Source organism: Halorubrum sp. DM2, from assembly GCF_901686465.1.
Taxonomy (GTDB): Archaea; Halobacteriota; Halobacteria; order Halobacteriales; family Haloferacaceae; genus Halorubrum.
Map to the genome: position 1 here is coordinate 1,073,848 of NZ_LR594487.1, position 15,897 is coordinate 1,089,744.

Annotated in this window: 12 protein-coding genes; 7 read left to right on the forward strand and 5 right to left on the reverse strand. The window is 49.9% G+C overall.

Annotation, left to right across the window (positions count from 1 at the left end; translation table 11 throughout):
* The first annotated feature begins 83 nt into the window (after positions 1-83).
* Positions 84-638, forward strand: a complete 555-nt coding sequence (locus QOL69_RS05535) for a hypothetical protein (protein WP_283402354.1) — start codon at positions 84-86, stop codon at positions 636-638.
* Between the two features lie 25 nt (positions 639-663).
* Complete coding sequence (locus tag QOL69_RS05540; protein ID WP_283402355.1) at positions 664-1,113, forward strand: hypothetical protein; 450 nt, start codon at positions 664-666, stop codon at positions 1,111-1,113.
* Between the two features lie 421 nt (positions 1,114-1,534).
* Here the strand turns inward: QOL69_RS05540 and QOL69_RS05545 are convergent, their stop codons facing one another.
* Together QOL69_RS05545 and QOL69_RS05550 are read right to left on the reverse strand one after the other, a co-directional pair.
* Entirely contained in the window at positions 1,535-2,488 is a 954-nt protein-coding gene (locus QOL69_RS05545) for a hypothetical protein (protein WP_283402356.1), read from the reverse strand.
* Complete coding sequence (locus tag QOL69_RS05550; RefSeq protein ID WP_283402357.1) at positions 2,485-3,153, reverse strand: hypothetical protein; 669 nt, start codon at positions 3,151-3,153, stop codon at positions 2,485-2,487. Before QOL69_RS05550 ends, QOL69_RS05545 begins: the two co-directional genes overlap by 4 nt.
* A gap of 93 nt (positions 3,154-3,246) precedes the next feature.
* Between QOL69_RS05550 and QOL69_RS05555 the strand changes: the two genes are divergently transcribed.
* Positions 3,247-4,011 (forward strand): hypothetical protein, encoded by a 765-nt coding sequence (locus QOL69_RS05555; RefSeq protein ID WP_283402358.1) that lies wholly within the window; start codon positions 3,247-3,249, stop codon positions 4,009-4,011.
* A gap of 38 nt (positions 4,012-4,049) precedes the next feature.
* Here the strand turns inward: QOL69_RS05555 and QOL69_RS05560 are convergent, their stop codons facing one another.
* Positions 4,050-4,589, reverse strand: a complete 540-nt coding sequence (locus QOL69_RS05560; RefSeq protein WP_283402359.1) for a TATA-box-binding protein — start codon at positions 4,587-4,589, stop codon at positions 4,050-4,052.
* Between the two features lie 135 nt (positions 4,590-4,724).
* On the opposite strand from QOL69_RS05560, the gene QOL69_RS05565 reads away from it, so the two are divergent.
* Positions 4,725-8,366 carry an N-6 DNA methylase family protein gene (locus QOL69_RS05565; RefSeq protein ID WP_283402360.1) on the forward strand — a complete coding sequence of 1,214 codons (3,642 nt, stop codon included), beginning with the start codon at positions 4,725-4,727 and terminating at the stop codon, positions 8,364-8,366.
* Between the two features lie 176 nt (positions 8,367-8,542).
* The gene (locus QOL69_RS05570) at positions 8,543-9,289 is read left to right on the forward strand and encodes a hypothetical protein (RefSeq protein ID WP_283402361.1); all 747 of its coding nucleotides are present in this window, start codon (positions 8,543-8,545) and stop codon (positions 9,287-9,289) included.
* Between the two features lie 192 nt (positions 9,290-9,481).
* Here QOL69_RS05570 and QOL69_RS05575 read toward each other — a convergent pair whose 3' ends face one another.
* Positions 9,482-11,488 carry an AAA family ATPase gene (locus QOL69_RS05575; RefSeq protein ID WP_283402362.1) on the reverse strand — a complete coding sequence of 669 codons (2,007 nt, stop codon included), beginning with the start codon at positions 11,486-11,488 and terminating at the stop codon, positions 9,482-9,484.
* Positions 11,489-11,753: 265 nt separating this feature from the next.
* On the opposite strand from QOL69_RS05575, the gene QOL69_RS05580 reads away from it, so the two are divergent.
* Both QOL69_RS05580 and QOL69_RS05585 read left to right on the forward strand, forming a co-directional pair.
* Positions 11,754-12,083: a hypothetical protein gene (locus QOL69_RS05580; RefSeq protein WP_283402363.1), complete on the forward strand. Its 330-nt coding sequence runs from the start codon at positions 11,754-11,756 to the stop codon at positions 12,081-12,083.
* Between the two features lie 565 nt (positions 12,084-12,648).
* Positions 12,649-14,691, forward strand: coding sequence for a minichromosome maintenance protein MCM (locus tag QOL69_RS05585; RefSeq protein ID WP_283402364.1), 2,043 nt, complete (start codon positions 12,649-12,651; stop codon positions 14,689-14,691).
* Positions 14,692-14,785: 94 nt separating this feature from the next.
* On the opposite strand, the gene QOL69_RS05590 is transcribed toward QOL69_RS05585, so the two are convergent.
* On the reverse strand, positions 14,786-15,673 hold the full coding sequence (locus QOL69_RS05590) for a restriction endonuclease (protein ID WP_283402365.1): 888 nt from the start codon (positions 15,671-15,673) through the stop codon (positions 14,786-14,788).
* Between the last annotated feature and the right edge of the window lie 224 nt (positions 15,674-15,897).

The following is a 15,897-nucleotide window of genomic DNA, read 5'->3' on the forward strand; positions in this document are numbered from 1 at the left end:
CTATCTCAATACGTAGTCTCAGTGGACGTGATCGACTGAAACCGTGGTTAATGCTAAGTCAGTAGAGAAATTCCAACGAAGTAATGGATTTGAGCCGGCGTGTACTCGAACAAAAAGAGACGCTGTACGCGGAGGCCGAAGACTTGTATGAAGATGAGATCACACAGCTCGAAGCGTTGCCCACTGCGTTCGAAGAAGGGACATGGACACAGGAAGACGTAGAGTGGATAATCGAGTGGAAAGTTGGTAAAGCGTTTGAGAAACCGGTTCTCAGGTATTTTCACAACAATGACAACGCAGATATTCGAGACAACATCGAACGAGCAGTTCAGGAGTCGAATATTCGAGCGAAGGTTGAGTCACTAACGTCGTTGAGTGGGGTCGGTGTCCCTGTCGCGTCAGCCATTCTCTTGTTCATTAACCCCGAGCGGTTCACAGTAATCGACGATCGCGCATGGCGTGTGCTACATGAGACGGGCTATCTCCCGCAGGAACTTTCAGACGATCCTTCCGTTGAAGAGTATCTGATGTACCTCGGTACGTGTTGGGCACTCGCTAACGAGTACGACGTGAGTCTCCGCACCCTTGATATGGCGCTGTGGGCGCTCGATACAGAGGAAAGCATCGCCGATCATTAAATCCAATTAAGAGTAATTCACTATCATGGACGACTCAAACCGACCGGAACGCCCCCCGCCTGATGCTGACTCTGCCGAGATTGCGCGGTGGATGGAGGAAGATTTCGGACGGGCGATCGCAGAGGCGGCAGAAGAGCACGCGAAGGGTGACGACCATGAGGTCGTAGAAGTCGAGATACTCAATCACGAGCAAGGTGAAGTCGTCGGGACGGTTGATACGGATGGGAACCTCAACACGGAGAGCAACGCATTGCGCGAGGTCTCGAAGGAGTATCTTAACGAGGGCGTCCCTGTCCTCGTCCCCACAACCTACGAGAACGAGGACGGTGAGACGGTACACGCTGATGATGAGGTTATTATCGAATCGGGAACAACAGGATTTGTGAGAGCGTTCGTTGATGAACTACCGAGTCCGTTTGACTGTGATCCTGATGTGCTGATCGACCTGCCAACTCACAACTTAGAACAGGATTGAGGATACGCCGAACGTCTCTCCCTATTATTCCGGGATTTTGATTAGAGCATTCCGGAGTTTCGCGTTTACAGAGCGAAACCGATTCTCTGACTAGGTCATCTTCTCGTCAAGAGATACGCAGCTCTACGCGTTGAGATACAATCCGATGTATCCCTCGGGCTTCCGCCATAGAATTGCTCTTTGTCGAAGTCTCTTGGCCTGTCTGGTAGTCCATGGCGACAGGGGAGGTGCTATTGTTTACACTCTTGTGAAGCAGATTGTTGGTGACGGGTTCGTAGATTGAGTCGGACCTACAGTTCCCCTTGTTTAGCGGGTCTCGCTGTTGTTCTGTAAGACCAGATTGTTGATTCCGGCCACAGATAAATCGCCAGAAGGCGTACCACCAACAATGTTCTACACAAGAGCGATCTGAATTAATCAGTTATCCGAGAGAGGGGATGTTAGGTTCGACGCTGTTGTAGACGTCTTCTCGGCTTGTGACTTCTTTATCCTGGAATTTCAGGACGCCAACATCGTGTAGTGAGTCCAGTTTTCGTCCGAGTTTCCAGGTGTCCGTGGTGTCGTCCTGGTACTCGGCCTGTAGGTTCTCAGCGATATCTTCGACACTTAGGTGCAGCTCTGGGTCGCTGCGGCGGAGGGCGCTGAGGTAGTAGGCGTTGGCGAACTTTGGGAAGTGGTTCAGCATCGCCAGGCCCAGTTTCTGCCGGAGCAGGTAGTAGCCTTCGTCGATGATGTCCCCGATGATATCCTCTTCTTGGAGGCCCTGCATATCTGCGGATTCCATTTTCGGACCTTGGTACATCGTCCCGTCCTCGATACGGACATAGCCCAGTTCCTCGAAGACGTCGAGGTAGTCTCTCGTGTTGGAGGTGGTCTGGGCGTTTTCCAGTCTTCGGACGGAGTCAGGTGCTTCGTGGCGGATGAAGTCGACTATCTCGATGACCGAGTTCAACTGGTTCCGGACAGGCGTGAGTTCGTAGACCTTGCTGTAGATCGCGCGGGCCATCGACCAGTCTAACCGGGTGAGGATGTCTTTGTGGCGTTCTTTGAAAGCGGCGTAGAGGTCACTTCGTTCTGGAAGCTTCATCCGGTAGTAGCCTTCATCCATAGGGGAGGCGTACAGTGTTTTGACATCCCCGATGTTCACCATTTTCATGACGTTGTCTTTTTTGCGGCAGTCTGAAACGTCGCGTGGGTACGCGATGCCGACTTTCACATAGTATCCGTCATCGGATTCCTCAACGTCTTGAACGAACAGCCTTCTACTGTAGTGGTAGCGAAGGTGACCTTCGATGCGGTTCTTTACACTCACTTCTCCCGTACCTTCTGGGAATGTCAGGGCTTCATCACTGATTCTGGTTTCTTGGATACTCATTGATCTGTGTCCGTGAACTCGGCCATCTTCTTCTGCTCCTGTCCGTCGATCCAAAGGGTCCAGCGGGCACGTTCGGCGCGGCTCCAAAGGCGGAGGAACGTGGTTTCGCTAAGGGTCATTTCCACTGGATCGGCGGTGCCGTTGTCGTAGTAATCGGCTAGGGGATCCCAATAAATGACGATGTCGTCTTCGACTTGGATCGGGATCAGAATCGGTGTTTCGCTGGCTCCGAATTGCCCGGATTGGACATCGTATTCGTCGATTTTGCCGAAGTATTTGGGGTCGAGTTCGACCAGTGGCAGCGAAGCGGTTTCTGTATTTAAAATATCGTCCAAGCCGTCGAGATCCATCTGGGTTGCAGTGTGTGCTTCAAAAGAGGTCTCGTCGAGTCTCCCGTTCAGTCGGGCCTCCAGTTGCGAGAAGTTTCCGCCGAAGCGGGATCGGTGGCCAGCCAGTGTTTTTAGTTCGTCTTTGGCAGCTTTTTTTTGGTCTTCGTCGTCGTCAGCGTCTTCTCCGGGGTTGATAGGGAATTCGGGGTGGAACTCGCGGTAGTCCGCGAGCATATTCTTCACAGCTAGGAGCAGACAGTCCAGTTCTGACTCAAGACGGGTGAACCTCGAAAATACAGTCTGTGTGTGTTGCTGGTTTTGACCGTCTTTGCTCACGGTAGGCCTCTACTCAATGGTACGGGTCGAATATGTTATAATTTATGGATGATCCGGTTAACAGGTGCGACAAGAGCTGGTGAGTCCGCTTTAATGAACAATATCTTCCCCGATGAGGAGTGGGAGCCTGCTCAACCGGCGTCAGATACTGAGTTGTGGAGGTACATCGATTTCACACAGTTCGTCTCTATCTTGGAGAATGAGGCTCTCTGGTTTTGCCGTGCTGCAGGTTTCTTTGATTCCTATGAGGGTGCTTTGCCGCCTGCCAAGTTGAGAGAGATTGCTGATGGAGTTTCTGACCGGGTTTCTGACCCGGAAGATTTTGTCCGGGCGTTCTACGATGCCTTGCGATATTCGACTTATGTCAGTTGTTGGCATGAGGCCTCTGAGGAGACTGCTGCGATGTGGCAGGTGTATCAGCCGAAGGGGAAGGAGGTGGCGTTGAAGACGACTGCGTCCCGTTTTGAACAGGCCTTAGATAGCGGTGTGGACGCAGTGAGTGGGCAAGTGGAGTATATTAATTACTCGAATACTGCGGAGATCACGGTGAACAGGGTTTCCCCGTTTTTCTTTAAGCGGGAGAGCTTTGAGCCGGAGTCGGAGTTCCGTGGAGTAATCTCTGATTTTGAGTCGCCCGACGGTGTCCGTATTGATGAAGACTTCGCGGATAGTGTTGCTAAGGAGTCCTCGACAGGGAAACCTGTTACTGTGGATGCCTCAGAGTTGATTGAGGAAGTGTATATTTCGCCGGTGGAAGGGGATTGGCTGGTATCTCTGGTTGATGATGTTCTGGATACTTACGGGTTAGAGGATGTCCTCGTTCATCCCTCGACGCTGAATGAGGATCCTTTCGAATAACTATGTTCCAGAGGCCTACAAGCAATTATTATGTGCGATTAGAGCAGTTTTGCTATGCGCTGTGAGATTTGCTGGAAGGTGTCTTCGGCTGTTTTGAGTGAAGGGCTTCCTGTGATGACGACTCTTCCGGAGGCGAATAGCAGTGCGACGCAAGGTGCTTCTGTAGGTCTGTAGATGAGGCCGGGGAATTGTTCGGGTTCGTATTCTGTGTTCTCAAGGCCTAATCCGATGGCTAAGGCGTTCAGGTTGAGTTGCCGATCCAGTTCTCCGGTGCAGACATAGTTCTGTATTTGATAGTTGTCATCGATGTCTGTACTGACTACTCCCATATCAGAGAGAAGGTTCAGGAATCGTTCTCTTATCTCGTGGACTTCTTCCTTACTCGTTGATCCGGTGGTGATGTATTTCCCTGTGCGGTAAACTGTCACTAGCGGATCCTCTTCCCCGAATCGAAGATACAGGCCTGGGTAGTTGTCGGGGTCGTATTCTGCCTTAGATTCTATATCGCTGGCTAACTGTGAGAGATCGATTTCCGTGTTTAGAGTCCCTGAAGCGATGATATTAACGATTTTGACCATTATATGTAGAGGCCCCAGACTTCCCTGTTGTTCGTTGTTTCGCTCTTCTATGTAATAATGTGGGCGATTACAGGATAACCGTGAGTTGAGGCACAAGTTTCAGTAGGCCCTCCGACACAGAAGACAGTAGTTCAAATGAGCGAGCTTACTGAGGAGATTAAGGAGCAGCTCCCAGATGATCTTCCTTCTAAAGTCCGTGACGCCGAGTACAACGAAGAGACTGCGGCGAAGAATTACGGAGTTCAGGTTCTCCAAATTTTGGGGTTAGAGAACGCGAATTACGAGGAGTGGATCAATGAGGATGATAGACCGGACTTTATCTGGGATGATCACAGCGGAATCACCCGGATTGTAGGAGAGTTCAAAGCACCTTGGGACGATGATCACAGCTCGGACGATGAGCGTTACAAACTGAAAGAAGGAATCGATCAGTGTATTGGGTACAACGAGAGTCTCAGGCTGAAGTATATCCTGGTGACTGATGGGCGCTGGATCCACCTCCGTGACGTTTACAGCAAGTCTGAGACGGAGTTTGAAGTTGATCTACTGGAGGTTTTTGAAGATCCAAACGATTCGGGTGTGGAGTCTGATGTTGCTGATCTACAGAACCAGTTGACCAATATTTACGGCGGTGTTTGGAATGAGGAGCCAAGCCAGCGGGATATCTCTGAAGATCACATCTTTGCCGAGTTTATTGAGGCCTCTAATTTGGCGTTGAATGAGGACTTACTTCCCTCTATTGAGGAAAAGTTCGAAACGTACAGGAGCCGGTTTGAGGAGTACGAGGAAGAGCGGAGTGACCTTATCGAGGAGCGTAAAGAGACGTTTGAAACGTATCTTGGGTATCGTGACTACGATATTTACAGGGAGGCGATTAGAAAGGCCTCTGAGGATCCGTATTTTGACTACGTTGAACACTTTGATGATTCCCCGAAAGACGTTACCCCAGAGCCGTTAATCGAGCTTGTTGGAGACTTTATTGACGAAATTCGCGGGATTAAAAAGGATCTCAACTCGTTGGAGCACGAGTATCGGTTGGCAAGAAACTGGAATAAGAAGTGGCAGCACTGGCTTGAGCTTCGAGGTGTGAATTACGAGGAGGCCTCTCAGTCAGATCAGGATGATCTGGAGGAAACATTCCAGCTACAGACCTTGAACTTGCTGTATAATCGTTTGCTGATTATCCGTATCTTTGAGGATTTAGGGATTATCGGCCAGCTCATCAGTGACGGATTTATCAAGATGTTCGATGAGAAAGTGAAGTTGAAACGCGGAAATAGGTATACTGAGCCTTTGGAATCTGCTTCTAAACAGGCCCGTGAAGTCTATAATCCGCTGTTTAAGCGGGATACGCCTCACGATTGGTACCATTATGATGAGAATGTTTTGAAGACGGTTCTACGGCGATTTGACAACTATAACTTCCGGAATATTGACCGGGATATCTTCGGAGATATGTATCAGAAGTGCTTGGACAACGAGAAGCGTGAGCGTCTTGGCAGTTTCTATACTCCTCCCGAGGTAGTGAACTTCCTGCTAGATTTTACAGGTTATACGAAGCAGAATCGAAAGCTTAGGCAGCGGAATAAACCGGTTATTGATCCGGCTTGTGGCAGCGGGACGTTTCTGCTGGAGTTCTTCAAGCGGTATATTCAGGCGGAGAAGGAGGCTGGGCGGGATCTTGGAAGTGCGGATACGGTCAAAAGAGTTGTAAGCAATATAAACGAAAAGCTGCGAGGATTCGATATTGACCCGTTCGCTGTACAGCTTGCTCAGTCCAACTTACTGATTCATTTAATCAGAGAGAAGCGAGATAGTGCGGATGATAGCGCTGTTACTACCGGTACTGAAGATCACTTGGAGCTTCCCGAGTTCCCGGTTTATGAGACTGATTCGTTGCTGACGACTAATGATGAGTCGCTGAATCCTGATCGGTTCTACAGAGCGCGGGAGAAGGATCCTGAACACCTGGACCAGATTATCCGTTCGAAGCAGGATGATTACTCGCTGGTAATGGGTAATCCGCCGTATATCCGGTATCACAATCAGAGCGGTATTACCGGTAGCTACCAGGAGCTTCACGAAACGTTCGGTGAGAACGGGCCTGATATCTACGTAGGATTTGTGGAGCAGGCTCTTGACTGGGCTGAGGAGGGTGGAAAAGTGGCTTTTGTCATTTCCGACCGTATCTTGGTGAATCGTCCTTCTCAGAAGATTAGACAGTATATGCTGGATAATGCGAAGATTGATCTTGTTGTTGATCTCACGCGTTCCAAGATCTTCGGTTTCGATGTCGACGTCTTCCCGCTGCTCATCGTGATGACAAAAACGGAGGATGAAGAGGAGCGATTAGACAACGAAATCGACGTAGCTAAGGTGTTTATGAAGGGAAGTTGGGAGCAGCGTACGTGGTCTCCTGCTCTTGACTTTGTGGCGTCCGAGTTGATGGATGCCGATGAGCCTGACTATGATTTCTCAGAGGACTTTGAGGCCAAGAAGGAGGAGTACAAGCATATTGAGAACGAGGATGCTTATTCAACGTACACTATTTCGCAGTCGCGGTTTGTGGAGAAGCGCAGTGACTGGAGTAATGAGCAGGTCCTGAATACACAGATCCAAGATGAGTTGTGGGATGTCGTCTTGGATATAGAGAATCCTGATGACTGTGTCCGTCTTGAGGATATCACCCAGTTGAATGACGACGGCAGGATTGTTACTCGTGGAGGCGGTTCCAGTGATATTAGGCCGTACGAGGCGGATAAGTCGGATCCAGGTTCTGCCCCGGTATTGACCGGCGGTGATATTGACGAGTTTATTCTTGAATATGAGGGTGAGCACAGCGATTACGTGGATTATGACCGTTTGAAAAGCGAGTTCGAGAGTGATCCGGATAGCGTAGAGATGTCTACGAACAAGGCAGATGTAATTCTGAACGAGAAGGTGGTGGCTTGGCGGTACACGGCTCCGAGTCTGTCATTTGTTGTTGACGGCCCAGATAAGGGAAAGAGATTCTTGAAGCGGAGGATATATTTCCTGCTGCTTAAGGAAAGTAACGGGTTTGATGAGTTCAGTGATCGCTCGAATCTGTTCAATCATCAGTATGTGTGTGGGGTATTGAATAGTGATCTTCTGGACTTCTACTACAAGGCCTATTATGAGCACAAGGCTTTCCGACACGCTCCGGAGATTGATGCTCCAGCCGAGTATCTTCAGCACTTACCGATCTATATTCCGAGTGATAAGGAGCAGGAGGAGATAGTTGGGTGCTCGGAGGAGTTACACAGTCTTCATACGGAGAAGCACCGGAAAGCGGTTCGGAAAGAGAATTTGTTCAGTCATTATCAGGAGTCGGATAAGCTAATTCCTTTCCGAGATCATATTCGGAAGACGGTGAAGGAGCACAGCAGGTATTCTCTTAGTTCGTTGAATACTGAGGTCGATGGTTCAACTCTCCAGTTGAATCAGAGTTTCATCGTGGAGATGTACAGTAATACAGATGCTGAGAATCTTAAGTCGTTCTTGGAGATGTTTGAGGATGTGTTTGATGAGGGCAGGTTTATCGGTGATGACTTGGATGATTTGAGGCTTCCACGGGATCTGGATGAGTTTGTAGATGAGTATGATCGGCTGGCATCCGAGGTTGATTCCTTAGATGCTGAAATTGAGGAGCAGAAGGAGAAGTTGAATACTGCGGTGTTCGATATGTATGATATTGACGAGGAGAACAGAGAGAAGATACAGGGTTATTTAGACGACTTCCTGACTGTGATCGAGTAATCGGGTTCGGTGTTCAAGCTGTATTTGCCGTATTCCCTGTGATGGAGTGGGGGATTTCGAGGCCTGCCAAAATTATAAAACGATTTTTGTGACCTTGTTGAAACCCTTGCGGGCAAATTGGAGATTCGTCTGAACCAACAAACAGATACATCAACGATACGTCCGACACGAATCATATGGCTGACGACGCCGACTTACATCCTACCCTCCACCCAGATTACCAGATTGCTGAGCGAGTTCGTCTTCAAATGGAGATGTTTGCGCAAAAGTTCCGGGAACTCAACGAAGGAGGTCAATTAGCAGATATCCTCCGAAATCCAGGGACACTTCCTGGAGCTCGGGTTGAACAGCAACCCGAAGTATTTACTGAACAGTACTTGATCGAGCCGGTTCTTCACGGGCTCGGATTCCGGAGTCCGACATCCGAGGAGTACAGCGCGGGTGGCGCACACTTCATTCGCCGACCAATAACGTATCGTAAGGTGGAACCTCGACAACCGGATTATCTGCTGAAGAATGTCGATGACTCGTTGGTATGTCTCGTGGAAGCGAAAGCAGCAAACCGTGAATTAGTACGGGGGTCGAAACAAGACGCTACAGCCGATATTCGCCAGTACCTCGAGGAGGATACATTCTGTAAATACCTCCGCGATATCGATCAAAAGTATCTCGTAGGGATTGGCACTGATGGACTCCGGTGGACCCTTTGGATGAAACACCTTGCTACTGGAGAAATCAAAGAAGCCACCCCAAAAGTGGATCTCTCCAGTATTGTCGAACGCGAAGCGATTAGAGCAGAAACAATTGATGGAGATGTTGAACTGGGAAGAGCTGCTGATCGAAAAACACTCTCAGAGGAGTTCATTCCTGCATTTGGAGAGAGGAATCTCGTGGATCATGTCCGTAATTCATTTGCTGAATAAGTAGTTTTGTTGGAATCCTTAAGAGCTGATAGGATCGGCGTGCGAGATACAGACCGTGAGTCTATCAGTCGGACCCTGATTCGTTCTCGAACAAAAGTACAGGTACAGCAACGAGTGCGGCCAACAGCACGGCCACCCTGGTGATGTCAAGAAAAATACCGACATCCTCTGTCACCGCCACGTGATCGTGTTTTAGGTGAGCTTCCGAATTTTTTCAAAGATAGGAAGGAACGCTGTGATGTCTGACTCGTCAACATCTCCGCTGTTCAACCGGTCTTGTACTTCATTAGCAACAAGTACTTTATCAAAATTACCCATTCCCTGATTACTGAGTACTTCTTCCAATTTGGACGTGATTTTTCTGCCCTTGTACTCCACCTCATTGAGATGGTATATATTCTCACTCTCGTCGTGTTCGAGCGATATCTCGGAAAATTCGCCCGTAAACTTCTCTGAATAGGACCTGTTGACCGATTCTACATAGAATTCCGTGGAAAACAGATCCTCCAACTCAATCCGGAACTCAGGCCTCTCGTCATCGAGTTCAAGTAGGACGATTCTCTCAGGATCGATCTCTTGATGCTGTTCAATGATTTCCTCTTTGGCATCTTTCCCGGCTTGGTCATTATCTAGTAAGATAACATATGAAAAATCCTCAGATGCCACCCACTTCGCCGCATTCGGCATATTTGGCGCGCCGTTGGTCGGCATAATCGACACTTCGTCAGAGTCTATGAAATTCATTCCGACCGATTTGAGATAGTTATTCAGCGCAGTGAAAATATAATAATCCGTCACGCCCTCAACCAAGATCTGCCTCTTTGAGGCGAACGGCGAGTCTCCCAGTCCAATTCCCAAGGCGTTTCGAAGTGGTTTCAGTGCCATCGAATCCCCCTCTGCCCAATCGCGTGTGATCTTCGTCCCCTGTTCGGGTAAGTCTTCGACGAGTCTGATTCTTTCGGGGTGTTCCTTCCGGATTAAGAACGGGGAGTGGGAAGAATAGACGAATTGAGCATTGTCAGCCATCTGTTCGATCGCATCGAGCCAATTTTTCTTGCCCTCTGGGTGAAGCACGACAGCTGGATCGTCCAGTAAGATCAGTTTATCTCCATCTTCACCATTAGTCTCCGCGCTGAGGTTCGTATAGAACGAGAAGAACCATTGGAAGCCCTCGCTCCTACTCGACGGAGGAACAAGATCTCGCTGGACATCCTCCCCAGATTTCCCTCCTTTCAGGGAGCTATCTGCGATTTGGACCAAGAACTTGTTCTTGCGGTTGGTGATCGATACGTCAACGGATTTTTGATCCCAAATAGAATTGACTTCGCCCGACACATCAGTCCCTGCCGTCCGAAGTTCACGCATCTGTGCTAAGTCCTCCTTATCATCAAAATCCTCGTAGTCAATTTCCGCGAGCTCCAGCAGGTTCCGGAAGGTTCGGTTCTCGGCCTGGTCTAAGGCGTTAATATTTGTTGTGTCCGTAATTCGGTCAAATTCGTCGTGGTAGACTATGGAAGGTAGTATCGACGACACATCGAAATCGGAAACAGCCTCAGCTTCTGAATAAGCCTCTTTCAGACCTGTCTTTATCTCTTCAATCGACTGAGTGCTTTCTCCGGTATCGATTTCTGGGAGAGTATCCAGACCGGAGATCGCATTCTCACACTGATTCAAATTCCACTGGAGAGAATTGTCCTCTCCATTGTTTCTGATATTCTTTATGTTCTGCTGAACGTTCTGGTCGTAGCGTTTCCGGAAGTTCCCGGTGTTCTGGTTTCTTAGGTTATTCAGAACTTGCCATGCCTCTTCTACATTCTTTCTCAGGACTCTTTTTTGAGCACTACGAGATATCATCGCCTCCCCAGAACCTGACTCAACTCGTCGATCGCCGTTTGATAGCTTCACAACGTGGATCGGCTCGTCGAACTCCAATGGACCCACTTCTATCGAATCAGTATCTCTCTCCGAGATGAGTTCAACACGGACCATTTCGAAAGGAGTCTCGTCGGGACTTTGGTTGTAATTCTGGTCGCGCTCCTTGAATGGCTCATCATGCGAAACGGCCTCTAATGCTTTAAGAAACGAACTTTTTCCACTCTCGTTTTTTCCCAGCAGCGTAGTAATGTCTGACTGTAATTCAACCCAGTCTGTATCCACGATGGAGCGGAAATACTGTACTCGGGCACGAGAAACAATCATAGGCTAACAAGATAGCAAGATATCATAAATGTAGGGAACCTAGAGTAAGTCAAATGTAGCTCCTTAATCCGAATTCAGAGAGGTATCGGAGCCTCTTACCCGACATTCAGAGATCTCATAAATATATTCGGCTCTGTTGAAATCCTTAGGATCTGATAGGACCGGCACGCGAGATACAGAGGATATATTCAGTACCTCCCTCACGTTCTGAGGCGATGTATTCGCCTCAACAAGTGTTAATTACCATTCATACCAACAAGCAGGTATGGATTACGTAAGTGGAGATGATGTTACAGATAATACGCACCTTGCAGAGGCGATAGATATGACACGTGAAGGGAGCGCTCAACCCGGATCGACCGGCTACGATGAGCCGGATAGTGCAGGTCAAGGAGTGACGCTCCGCGATTCGTGTTTTTACGTTGCGATTGAGGAACTGGAAAAGATTCAGTCCGCACCAGAAGAGAGTCAACAAGAGATTGACCGTGTGTTGCAAATGCTTCGAGAAGCACAGCATGCTGATAATGAACGCCGCGCCCAGGTTATGGCAGAGGCGCACAAAATCCTACAGGATGTATGGGTACCTCCGGCGTAGAGGTATACGCCACTGATGTGCGACTGATTCGCGCTCTGTATTCAGCACGTCTCCAAGAAAATGTCATCTACTGAGTGTTTCAACAGAGTCGGTGATCCTCCCCGCTGGTCGCGACGACGCGTTTGAGGAGTACAAACAGTTCGTCCGAGATGGTTACCCAATTGAGGATATTGAGTCCTATCTCAATGTGTGTTAACCATTTTGGCCGACTCTGAGTTTAGCAGGAATTTGCTCGTGATTATTGCGCTAATTCCTCCCACTCGGTAGCACAACAGACCCGCAACGGGCGTTTTCGATTTTGTCCACACAGCGCTCGTAGTCAATTCCTCATGTATCATACCATCCAGGTCAGAATATGCTATGTTACATAAGGTAATATTACAAGCAGGTCACGCTCGGTCCGGGCCTCCACACCTTCGCGTTTCTCGGTGGGTACTTCCTCATACTGAGGAAGAGTGGAAAGTATAGTTGTACAAGATAGGTCGTCAGAGAGCAGGCGGTGCCACAGAGAGAGTAACACCCGCCGCGCGCCACCTTGATTACCCCAGTCCGTGTGGATCTTTCCATGCCTTCTCAGGATCTAACGGACCAGTTCATAGATTTCTACCAGAACTTTTACCGCGAGGAGGTTGGAGCCCTCGCACAGAACTACCCTGACGATCAGCGATCGCTGTATCTCTCTTACGACGATCTCTATCGATTTGACCCGGACTTGGCAGAAGACTTCCGTGCGAAACCGGATGCGATGCGGGAGTACGCAGAGGAAGCCCTCCGGCTCTACGATCTCCCGGCCGATGTGAGCCTCTATGGGGCACACGTTCGAGTTACGGACCTCCCAGAGAACATCGGTATTAGCGATATTCGAGTCCATGACGACCATGTTGGTGAACTCATCTCATTCCGAGGTGTTGTCCGAAAGGCAACCGACGTCCGACCGAAAATCACGGAGGCTGCCTTCGAGTGCCAGCGATGTGGCACACTGACGTACATCCCTCAAAGCGATCGCGACTATCAAGAGCCCGAAGTGTGTCAAGGGTGCGAACAGCGGGGACCGTTCAGGCTTAACGTGGACCAGTCCGAGATGATCGATTCTCAGAAGCTACGCGTCCAAGAGCCACCGAAGGGCGATGGGACGGGTGAAACGCCGCAGTCGATCGAGATTGATCTCATCGACGATCTGTGTGGCGACGTTACGGCTGGAGACCACGTTACGGTGGTCGGAATGCTCCGTGCAGAGCAGATGGACGGTGGCAACAAGAATCTCGTTGATCTCTACGTCGACGGCCTCTCGATAACGCCGAGTGACGAATTCGACCTTCAGCTACGAGGCGATGAGGAACAGCAGATCCGGGAGCTGATCGACAATGGAGAGATATTCACGGCACTTCAGGATTCTCTCGCTCCGTCGATCTACGGTCTGGAGACCGAGAAACTCGCAATCCTGCTTCAGTTGTTCAGCGGTGTCCAGAAGGAGACCGAGGAGGGTGAGACGATCCGGGGGAATCCCCATATTCTATTAGTAAGTGATCCGGGTATCGGGTTGAGTCGGATCCTCCGTTCTGCAGCACGAGTCTCTCCACGGTCAACGTATAGCAACGGGGCCGAAACGTCGAGAGCTGGAGTAACAGCGGCTGCGGCTCGGACGGGTGGACAAGATGGTCCGTGGGAGTTGAAGGCGGGGGCACTCCCGATCGCTGACCGCGGCCTTGCGGTAATTGACAATCTCGATGATCTCGACGACGACGTAATGGGTGCGCTCACCGAGCCGATGGAACAGCAGCAAATCACGATTTCGAAGGCATCTATCCACGAATCCGTCGATACCCGAGTGGGTGTACTCGCTGCCGGCTCCCCCAAGTACGGTAGATTCGACCAATATGAGCCGATCGGGGACCAACTGGACGTGGATAACCACTCACTTACGCTCTTTGACCTCGTATTCACAGTCACCGACAATCCCAACCCGGAGATAGATGAGCACACCGCGGACCACGTACTGGACATCAACCAGGTGGGAGAATTACGAGAGGCTGGTGAAGATCCTGACCCAGCTGAGTCCGTTGATGCCCCGGTAGATTCTCAGACTATCCAGAAACATATCGCAACCGCTCGTCGGCTCCATCCGGTGCTGACAGACGAAGCAAAAGACCACATCACGGAGTTCTACGTTGATCTTCGCTCGAAGGGAGCTGACGAGGATGCCCCAGTACCAGTTACAGCCCGAAAATTGGAAGCACTGGTGCGTCTCTCAGAAGCGAGCGCCCGAATACGACTCTCAGAGACGGTCGAGGGCGAGGATGCGGAGCGCGCGACGAGGATTGTCGAGTCGTGTCTCAAAGACATCGGTGTCGATCCCGACACAGGACAGTTCGACGCAGACGTAGTTGAAACGGACACCTCGGAGGTACAGGAGCACAGTCCCCAGAACCTCAAGGAGCTCATCGCGGAGATAGAGAACGACCACAGGCAAGGTGCACCTATTGACGAGATATACGCTCACGCGACTCACATCGGTCTGGATCAAGGTCAAGTAGACAGTGAGCTTCAGAAACTCCGGACGAAGGGTGAGGTGTATGAACCAGTTGAAGATCATCTCAGAACGACCTGACTGTCGGAACCAAGCGACAATTGATGGTACCCCCTGTCTTCCTAGACGAGAAGATAGTATACATTTTTCACCCAATATGGGTATCACAAACTCTCTACCTGTTGCCTACAGCGACTTCCATCTCGGCGTCTCCAAACGCAGATCCGAAGATGGTGTTTAGAATTCGCATTCCGATTTCGACCGTTCGATGGGGATCTATCGGCCCATTACCCTTGTCGTAGATTTTCCATTCATGATCTCTATTGCCCCCTAAGAACCGCATCCCGAGATCGTCTGCGATGTACTTTAGCTGGTCAAGTTGCTCTCCATCGACATCGAGATAATGAATGTTCCGTCGTTCCTCAAGGTTGTTCTGGTGGGACCGCCCGTGGAACAGGGTGTACGCCACAGTGTCGTCAACCGTGACGGTCAGCTTCATATCCTCAGGAGATGTCTCCGCCATCTGGTTGAAGTCTTTGACCATATTCCAATTGCGTGAGCCTTCATACGCCTCAACGGATCTATCGATATCATCGTGAAACGACGGGTCAGACTCGGTGTCGGGCTCGATATAGTCGGAAATGGTCTCCGATAGGTCCCAGTCTACGATCATCTGCGTCAGCGTTTCGCCATCGACAATGCGGAGATTGTATTCGGCTGCCTTCTTGCGTGCGGGACGGGTCAAACTGCTTGTCGTCACCAGGGCGACAACATCGGCGTCGACGTCACGATCTGGGCTCTTGTCCAGATACAGGCTGCTGTACTGCTGGACATCCGGAACACCGATCTTGTTGCCCTTAGCGTACCGTTTCGTTTGGATGAGTTGCTTTTGAGCGAACGGGAGATTCTTTCTGGCAATCACGTCGATACCACCGTCTCTGGATCGGTCTGTGATGGTTGTGTCCCACCCCATGTACTCCCAGATATCCGCAATCAGCTTCTCGAATTCATGTGATTCGAGCATCCGCAATTGCGTTAAGAGTTCATCCCGTGGGACGTTCACTGTATGTGAGGATACGGCAGACGTGTTTTAGACCTTTCTTGTGGCAAGAACCTGGGACAACTGCCGAATAATTAAAATCGGGTCGTCTAGCCTTAACCAACAGACCAAGCAGTCCATCTTGCTGTTGGTTAATACTAGCTAGTACGTGCGGGGTGAATACCAGAGTGGATCTACTGATCTGTATTGGGGCCTTTATCAGTGGCTCTGGAGCATAATTGCCACAA

What these genes read in the sequence shown, in the direction of transcription:
- QOL69_RS05575 (WP_283402362.1), bottom strand. Translation starts at nt 11,488, where the DNA reads ATGATTGTTTCTCGTGCCCGAGTACAGTATTTCCGCTCCATCGTGGAT.
- QOL69_RS05565 (WP_283402360.1), top strand. Translation starts at nt 4,725, where the DNA reads ATGAGCGAGCTTACTGAGGAGATTAAGGAGCAGCTCCCAGATGATCTT.
- QOL69_RS05540 (WP_283402355.1), top strand. Translation starts at nt 664, where the DNA reads ATGGACGACTCAAACCGACCGGAACGCCCCCCGCCTGATGCTGACTCT.
- QOL69_RS05545 (WP_283402356.1), bottom strand. Translation starts at nt 2,488, where the DNA reads ATGAGTATCCAAGAAACCAGAATCAGTGATGAAGCCCTGACATTCCCA.
- QOL69_RS05560 (WP_283402359.1), bottom strand. Translation starts at nt 4,589, where the DNA reads ATGGTCAAAATCGTTAATATCATCGCTTCAGGGACTCTAAACACGGAA.
- QOL69_RS05580 (WP_283402363.1), top strand. Translation starts at nt 11,754, where the DNA reads ATGGATTACGTAAGTGGAGATGATGTTACAGATAATACGCACCTTGCA.
- QOL69_RS05535 (WP_283402354.1), top strand. Translation starts at nt 84, where the DNA reads ATGGATTTGAGCCGGCGTGTACTCGAACAAAAAGAGACGCTGTACGCG.
- QOL69_RS05570 (WP_283402361.1), top strand. Translation starts at nt 8,543, where the DNA reads ATGGCTGACGACGCCGACTTACATCCTACCCTCCACCCAGATTACCAG.
- QOL69_RS05555 (WP_283402358.1), top strand. Translation starts at nt 3,247, where the DNA reads ATGAACAATATCTTCCCCGATGAGGAGTGGGAGCCTGCTCAACCGGCG.
- QOL69_RS05585 (WP_283402364.1), top strand. Translation starts at nt 12,649, where the DNA reads ATGCCTTCTCAGGATCTAACGGACCAGTTCATAGATTTCTACCAGAAC.